Origin of the sequence: Enterobacter sp. SENG-6 (assembly GCF_001605945.1) — a bacterium.
In the GTDB taxonomy this organism is placed as follows: domain Bacteria; phylum Pseudomonadota; class Gammaproteobacteria; order Enterobacterales; family Enterobacteriaceae; genus Enterobacter; species Enterobacter cloacae.
Map to the genome: position 1 here is coordinate 142,063 of NZ_LOMM01000004.1, position 6,800 is coordinate 148,862.

Below are 6,800 nucleotides of genomic sequence, written 5' to 3' on the forward strand. Positions count from 1 at the left end.
CTGGTCCGGCCAAACTCCGTCGAAGCAACTGCGCTCTCAACGCATAACTATGGTAAATTGCACTCCATTCTGAATGGTTTGCTAGTTGATACGTTGCTCTAATGTCGAAAATTTGGTCAAAAGATGAGACTCTGTGGAGTTTCGCTCTCTATGGCACGGCCGTGGGCGCAGGAACGCTGTTCTTGCCCATCCAGCTGGGCTCCGCAGGCGCTATTGTCCTGTTCATTACCGCCCTTGTGGCCTACCCATTAACCTACTGGCCGCATAAAGCGCTGGCGCAATTTATCCTGTCGTCAAAAACGAAAGGCAATGAAGGGATCACCGGCGCGGTCTCCCACTACTACGGCAGGAAAATCGGGAATCTGATCACCACGCTCTATTTCGTCGCCTTCTTCGTGGTGGTGCAGATTTACGCCGTGGCCATCACCAATTCATTAACCGAGCAACTGGCAAAAAGGATGACGGTGGATACCGCCACTCGCGTGCTGGTCAGTTTTGGCGTGGTGCTGGTATTGAATCTTATCTTCCTGATGGGGCGACATATCACGATCAAAGTGATGGGCTTCCTGGTGTTTCCGCTGATCGCCTATTTCCTGTTTGTCTCCCTGTACCTGACCGGCAGCTGGCAACCCTCACTGCTCACCAGCCAGATGGCGTTTGATCGCCACACTTTGCATCAGGTGTGGATCTCAATCCCGGTGATGGTGTTCGCGTTTAGCCATACGCCGATTATCTCCACCTTTGCCGTCGATCGCCGCGAGAAGTTCGGTGACGCAGCCATGGACAAGTGCAAGAAAATCATGAAGGTGGCGTATCTGATCATCTGCCTGAGCGTGCTGTTCTTTGTGTTCAGCTGCCTGCTCTCGATTCCGCCGTCCTATATTGTGACCGCAAAAGAGCAAGGGGTGACGATCCTGTCAGCGCTGTCGATGATGCCCTCTTCTCCGGCCTGGCTCGGCATTTCCGGCATTATTGTGGCGATTATTGCCATGTCGAAATCGTTCCTGGGCACCTATTTTGGGGTGATTGAAGGGGCGACGGAAATCGTAAAGTCGTCGCTGAATCAGGTCGGCGTGAAGAAGAGCCGCGCCTTTAACCGTGCGATTTCTATTCTGGGCGTGTCGCTGATCACCTTTGCGGTCTGCTGCATTAACCCGAACGCCATTTCGATGATTTACGCCATCAGCGGTCCGCTTATCGCCATGATCCTGTTTATCATGCCGACGCTGTCGACGTACCTGATCCCCGCCCTTAAGCCGTATCGCTCCATTGGCAGCCTGCTCACGCTCATTGTTGGCGTGCTGTGCGTGTCGGTGATGTTTGTCGGCTAACCCTCGCGTGCCCGGCCTTCTGCCGGGCGCGTCTGATTTTTACAGTGGAAACGGTCTGTCCTGCACGACCGTTTTCATCACCAGCGTAGAGCGAAGATGCTGTACGCCAGGCATGGCAGAAAGTTTCTCGTCATACAGTTTCTGAAAAGCCGACAGATCGCGGGTGACAACATGCATCAGGTAGTCGGGATCGCCAAATAATCGCTGGGCCAGCACGATTTGCGGGATCTCTTCCACCGCCTCTTCGAACGCGCTGACCGCTTTCTTATCACCCTCTTTCAGGGTGGCAAACACAATCGCAAGGAAATTAAACCCCATTTTGGCGGGATCGAGATTGGCGCGATACCCCGTAATGGCTCCGCTCTGCTCCAGCGCACGTACGCGTCGGTGACACGGAGAGAGGCTCAGGTTCACCCGCTCCGCCAGCTCCGTAAGAGATAAACGGCCATCAGCCTGCAGTTCAGCAAGAATTTTTCGATCAATGCTATCCATATGGAAGATTTTCTCAATTTTAGCGTTTTATGAGCATAACATTGAAAACTCATTTCGTACCGATACCGATATTCTTTCTCTCCGGGTAATTCAGGTACAGGAGTTTCACAGACGATGGAAATGAGTATTGTGGCCGGTTTTTGGGTGGTGTCCTTCCTGCTCATCATGACACCGGGTGCAGACTGGGCCTATGCGATCAGCGCCGGGATCAACGGGCGGCGCGTAGTGCCGGCGGTGATGGGACTGATGTCCGGGCATCTGCTCGCCACGCTGGTCGTAGTGGCGGGCGTGGGTGTGTTGATGGCTCAACATCCACTGGCATTATCAGGGCTGACAATTGCGGGGGCGGTTTATCTGCTGTGGCTCGGCATCACGCTGTTACGCCATCCTGCCGCGCCGGAAAGCACCGTGCAGCATGCAGGAAACTGGAAACAGTGGGCGGTGAAGGGATTATGTATCAGCGGGCTCAACCCAAAAGTCTTCTTACTGTTTCTGGCGTTGCTTCCGCAGTTTACCGATCCAAAGGGAAGCTGGTCGATTGCCACGCAGATGTCAGCCCTGGGTGTGATGCATCTTATCACCTGCACACTGGTCTATTTGCTGGTGGGATATGGTTCGAAAGCGGTGCTGGCGACCCGTCCGCAGGCGGCACGTGCGGTGAGCATGGCCTCAGGGGGGATTATGGTGGCGATCGCGCTGGGATTGCTGCTGGAGCAGGTGAGATAAAAAAACACCGGCCATCGCCGGTGTATTTTACGCCCGAATATCGTCATATTCCCGCGTGTTATCAAACTCATGCTTTGCAAACGGGCACAGCGGGATAATTTTGCGATTCTCACCGCGCATTTTCTCCACCACCTTCGCCACCAGCTGCTTACCAACCCCTTGCCCCTTCAGGCTCGGATCGACATCAGTGTGCTCAATAATACTCAGATGCTCACCTGTGGGCACGAAGACAATCTCTGCAACCTGATTGCCGTTCGCATCGTTCACATAAAACTTGTTATGGCCTTCCAGAATATCCATGGTTCCTCGCTTATTTTTGGCGATACTGCAGCGCACCGCTCGGGCAGGTATCAATCACGCGTACAACGGTTTCCACGTCCACTTCATCAGGAATGATCCACGGTTTACGTTTCAGATTAAACAGCTTTGCGCTGCCGCGAACGCAGTTACCGGAGTGTTTGCAGATCCCGGTATTGAAGTAGACGTCAATTTTCTCCCCGGTATAGGCCCGGTAACCCGCATCCAGTAGTTCTTTATCCATGACATTGCCTCTGTAATTATTATCGTGCTGAATGAAGCATAGCCTTACGGGATCCTGATGGCTATAACGTATAGCGTTTTCTTGCCGGATTGTTTCCCCTGCGTGCATGACTGACGCAGACGGGGTGGCTGCGTCAGCCTGGCTGATTATTCCCGCCGGGATATTTAAAATTAAACAAGTTTAATCTGAAGATGTATCGGTTGTTTACGATAATGTCCGCTCTGCTTATTTAACACGAGTACCCCATGAAGAAACGGTCATTATTACTGACTCTGCTCAGCCTCAGTTTATTAACCGCCTGCAGCGCGTCTGCGCCTGATAAGGTTGAACAAATCCATCATCTGCAGATCCCATTAGTTTTACCCGGAGAAAAACCGCCAGAAATTCCGGCATCGCATATCGCTGCGCTGTATCAGGAAAATAAAGTTCAGATCGACCGTTTAACAGCGCAGTTGAAATCAGATTATTTACAACAGACTACCGCGAAAGATATTTTTACCGAAGATAGCCCTGTTCAGCCGGTCTTCGCCTCGCTGACTAAACTTGAGCAGCTGGAAATGGTTAATCAGCAGTACCTGAAAGATAAAAACGTCACGGGACTGCAAAAGATTAACATTGTCCTTCAACCTTTAGTCACCGGTTAAATGCCAAAAGCCCAACTGCTGAACAGTCGGGCTTTTGTAACGGAAAGGATGGCAAGGATTAATCGTGCTGTCCAAATCGCCATGTCAGACCTGCAGTCACAGAGCTTACGTCGCTGCTGACGCCAATCTGGTTGGCATTACCCACGTTGCTTACCCATTGATATTCCAGACGGCCCGCTAAATTTTTGTTAAACGCATACTCCGTCCCGACTGCGGCAAGCGGGCGAACGCCTGTTTCAAAACGATTGTGACCACTTACATCAGACTCAGCACGATAGGCCATCGCCCCGGCACGACCATAGATATCCCAGCTGTCAGTCACGGCATAGCTGGCTTTTAAGGACATCTGCAGCCCCTGGCTTTTCATTTGTGCCCCCGCGCTATGTTTGCCTTTAATCTGCATATTGCCTAAATAATCGTACCCGCCTTCCAGTGCCAGCCACGGAGTCATCTGATAACCCGCGTATACCCCACCACCGACATTATCATGATCGATATTATACTGGTTCGAGCCATTATTATTATCGCTCGCTTTCGATCCGGTGCTGGCGTCAAAATAGTGTGACCAGCCGAATTTAGCACCGCTATACCAGGAGCCTGTATCTGCCGCTGCAAATGCAGACGTTGCGGTAAAAGCGTTAGCCAGAATTAATGCAACAAGTGTCTTTTTCATAGAAATCCCGTTTACTCTGTTGAATATTTCAGTGAGCAAACGATATCGACAAACACGACGATCGCGAAATCATTTTCTGTTTATTTTTAAATTTTAAAATGACTCTGGCAAATGCCCTACCTCCAGTAAATATCCGCCACGTTTGAACGCGATATATTTACCTTGCTTAAGTGCAGATAATACATTGAGAATACTGCTGCGGGAAAGCAGCGTACGATCCTGAATATATTCCAGAATAGTTGTTCGCATACGCACCTCATCGGGCAGTAATATCATCTCCTGCAGATAGCTGCGAATCACGGAATAGGTGCGCTGCTGCACAACCTGGGCATCACGATAAATGAGATAGGCCGTATGGTACGACAGCAAGGCTGCCACATCCTCCCAGACGCCCTGTTCACGAAATCGCGCGGCGGCTTCATCTGCATCAGCACGCAAAATCAGAGACTCCCGTTCTGCGCGTAGTATATGTCCTTGCGTCGGCTGGATCATTTCAGCAATGCCGAACAGATGTGGCTCAAAAACGCTAACTAACAGCAACCCGTCAGATGCCCGCAACAAAGAAAGCTCTCCTTCCTGAAAAAGATACATTTGCTGGCGGCCTTTATGTTTCCAGGTAATCCGCTTACGCGGCGCAAGCTTCACTTTTTCCGCAATGGGTTCAAGTACCGCCGTCAGACGTTCAATGGAGTGTTCAGGGCGAACAGGAGGCAATATATGCATGACACCACCTTTGGGTATTCGATAATGGCCAGTATAGACCACAGCGGCCATCACTCAGACTGGTATGAGGGAATGAAGGTATATCAGAGGGTATGGCATACGTAAAAAGATAATTTGTTTATTTTTGAACTTTACCCGCATGACACGTGATAAGTATGCCCGATTTCCTGAAGTGCTTACATGATTATCAACGTAAACAATGGGGAGAAAAAACGATTAAAAAAACCCTGCACCCACCCTCTTATTACTTAAGATTATTCCTAATTCAGCGATAATTATTTTATTATTTTTAATTGATTACAAAATCGCAACCCTTAATAAAGCTTTTAGCGTTTTGAATTGTATATACCACCTGACTATTCTCATTCCTGCCGATAACAACCGGGTAATGATGATGAGAAGTTCATGCTTCTCAGGATTTTATTTATTCAAATTATCAGTCGGTTAGCAGAACTGAGTGACTTAAATCACGCATTTCGTAAGGACTATCTTTCAATGGCGAAATTCTTCGCCACGCTGTCACAGGAGTCAGACATGAGCGAAAATTTAATCTGGTCAGGAAAAGTTGACGCAAAAAATGCCGAAGGGACAAATACAGGAATTGCCCTCAAAGCGGGAGAGATAATTACCATTCTGGCCAGTGGTTGGGCCAGGAATGGAAGTGAAAATTTTGCGCTTACCGCACCACAGGGGCGTATTCCCCGAGAGGGTGAAACGCTAACGTTACGCAATCCTTCGCTTCAGGCACGCCTTGGTAACGAAAATTATCCGGTTGGTAATCATAAATACCGCTGGTCGGTGCCAGCTGAAGGGACGTTGACGCTGTTTTTTGCCGATGGCAAAGACCAGTACAAAGACAACGCCGGTGAATTCAGCGTTGAAGTGTATCGCGAGGCAGATATTTCCGCCGCGGCGGCAGCTCCGTTTGAAGATTTAACCAACTTTGAGCGCGATAACTGGAATAACTGGCAGGCCGGACCTGCCGGGCACGATCTTTATCTGGTTGACACCAGCACCCGCGCCGTCGAGTTTATTACCAGACCTAATAAAAACCATGCCGGTGAGATCCTCAAAAAGACACTGACAGGTCTGACTGCCGGGCATGAATATACCTGGACGGTGAAAATTGCGCGCATCATAGGAAAATATGAAGCGCCAAAGGTTTCGCTGCGTGCAGATGGCAAAGACATTACCGCCCCTCTGGAACTGAAGCAGGCGAATGAATGGGTAACCCTGAGTGGAAAATTCAAAGCCACCGGCAGTCAGGCTGAACTCGCGGTAGTCAGCCATGTGTCAGCCAGTATGGGAAATGATTTCCGTATCAAGGAACTGAAAATAAAGGGTTAACGTCAAAAAAGTCGGACTGCTATTTAGCGAGAATGCTGGATGGCAGTGCGATGTTCAAAATTGTGTAGCGCACATGTTCAACATATGCGCTACATCAACAGGCAATAAACACACGGCATTACTCTTTGTTATGTTGCATATCCTCTCAGTATCGGCAGCGATTTGAAACAAGACGCGTCTCGATTAACGTACCTGAGCGGAAGTAACACACTCACTTCATGCCAAATAAACACCAGTGGGCATGACCTGCTCCCCGTTGATTAGTACACCCCGATGTTAGTAATGTCTTCATAAGCCACATGAGGACATCCCCATGAAGAAGC

9 protein-coding genes are annotated in these 6,800 nt (G+C 49.7%); 4 read left to right on the top strand and 5 right to left on the bottom strand.

Annotated elements, in window-relative coordinates; translation table 11 throughout:
• Positions 1-101 precede the first annotated feature (101 nt).
• A complete protein-coding gene (locus AX755_RS02990) occupies positions 102-1,331 on the top strand; it encodes an amino acid permease (RefSeq protein WP_044157536.1) in 1,230 nt (409 codons plus the stop codon).
• 39 nt (positions 1,332-1,370) lie between these two features.
• Here the strand turns inward: AX755_RS02990 and AX755_RS02995 are convergent, their stop codons facing one another.
• Entirely contained in the window at positions 1,371-1,823 is a 453-nt protein-coding gene (locus tag AX755_RS02995) for an Lrp/AsnC family transcriptional regulator (RefSeq protein ID WP_013098583.1), read from the bottom strand.
• 114 nt (positions 1,824-1,937) lie between these two features.
• Here AX755_RS02995 and AX755_RS03000 point away from each other — a divergent pair, with 114 nt between their 5' ends.
• Positions 1,938-2,549 (top strand): LysE family translocator, encoded by a 612-nt coding sequence (locus AX755_RS03000; protein WP_013098584.1) that lies wholly within the window; start codon positions 1,938-1,940, stop codon positions 2,547-2,549.
• Positions 2,550-2,576: 27 nt separating this feature from the next.
• Here AX755_RS03000 and AX755_RS03005 read toward each other — a convergent pair whose 3' ends face one another.
• Positions 2,577-2,849 carry a GNAT family N-acetyltransferase gene (locus AX755_RS03005; protein WP_013098585.1) on the bottom strand — a complete coding sequence of 91 codons (273 nt, stop codon included), beginning with the start codon at positions 2,847-2,849 and terminating at the stop codon, positions 2,577-2,579.
• Between the two features lie 10 nt (positions 2,850-2,859).
• On the bottom strand, positions 2,860-3,090 hold the full coding sequence (gene yjdI, locus AX755_RS03010; protein WP_013098586.1) for a 4Fe-4S mono-cluster protein YjdI: 231 nt from the start codon (positions 3,088-3,090) through the stop codon (positions 2,860-2,862).
• Positions 3,091-3,335: 245 nt separating this feature from the next.
• Between yjdI and AX755_RS03015 the strand changes: the two genes are divergently transcribed.
• Positions 3,336-3,734, top strand: coding sequence for a hypothetical protein (locus AX755_RS03015; protein ID WP_013098587.1), 399 nt, complete (start codon positions 3,336-3,338; stop codon positions 3,732-3,734).
• Between the two features lie 58 nt (positions 3,735-3,792).
• On the opposite strand, the gene AX755_RS03020 is transcribed toward AX755_RS03015, so the two are convergent.
• Together AX755_RS03020 and AX755_RS03025 are read right to left on the bottom strand one after the other, a co-directional pair.
• Positions 3,793-4,407, bottom strand: coding sequence for an outer membrane beta-barrel protein (locus AX755_RS03020; protein WP_062856247.1), 615 nt, complete (start codon positions 4,405-4,407; stop codon positions 3,793-3,795).
• Positions 4,408-4,500: 93 nt separating this feature from the next.
• A complete protein-coding gene (locus AX755_RS03025) occupies positions 4,501-5,130 on the bottom strand; it encodes a helix-turn-helix domain-containing protein (protein WP_013098589.1) in 630 nt (209 codons plus the stop codon).
• 534 nt (positions 5,131-5,664) lie between these two features.
• Between AX755_RS03025 and AX755_RS03030 the strand changes: the two genes are divergently transcribed.
• Positions 5,665-6,477, top strand: a complete 813-nt coding sequence (locus AX755_RS03030; protein ID WP_224085073.1) for a LecA/PA-IL family lectin — start codon at positions 5,665-5,667, stop codon at positions 6,475-6,477.
• The last annotated feature ends 323 nt before the right edge of the window (positions 6,478-6,800 follow it).

Excerpts from the sequence above, each read along its gene's own strand:
- AX755_RS02990 (WP_044157536.1), top strand. The coding sequence starts at position 102 with ATGTCGAAAATTTGGTCAAAAGATGAGACTCTGTGGAGTTTCGCTCTC.
- AX755_RS02995 (WP_013098583.1), bottom strand. The coding sequence starts at position 1,823 with ATGGATAGCATTGATCGAAAAATTCTTGCTGAACTGCAGGCTGATGGC.
- AX755_RS03000 (WP_013098584.1), top strand. The coding sequence starts at position 1,938 with ATGGAAATGAGTATTGTGGCCGGTTTTTGGGTGGTGTCCTTCCTGCTC.
- AX755_RS03005 (WP_013098585.1), bottom strand. The coding sequence starts at position 2,849 with ATGGATATTCTGGAAGGCCATAACAAGTTTTATGTGAACGATGCGAAC.
- yjdI (WP_013098586.1), bottom strand. The coding sequence starts at position 3,090 with ATGGATAAAGAACTACTGGATGCGGGTTACCGGGCCTATACCGGGGAG.
- AX755_RS03015 (WP_013098587.1), top strand. The coding sequence starts at position 3,336 with ATGAAGAAACGGTCATTATTACTGACTCTGCTCAGCCTCAGTTTATTA.
- AX755_RS03020 (WP_062856247.1), bottom strand. The coding sequence starts at position 4,407 with ATGAAAAAGACACTTGTTGCATTAATTCTGGCTAACGCTTTTACCGCA.
- AX755_RS03025 (WP_013098589.1), bottom strand. The coding sequence starts at position 5,130 with ATGCATATATTGCCTCCTGTTCGCCCTGAACACTCCATTGAACGTCTG.
- AX755_RS03030 (WP_224085073.1), top strand. The coding sequence starts at position 5,665 with ATGAGCGAAAATTTAATCTGGTCAGGAAAAGTTGACGCAAAAAATGCC.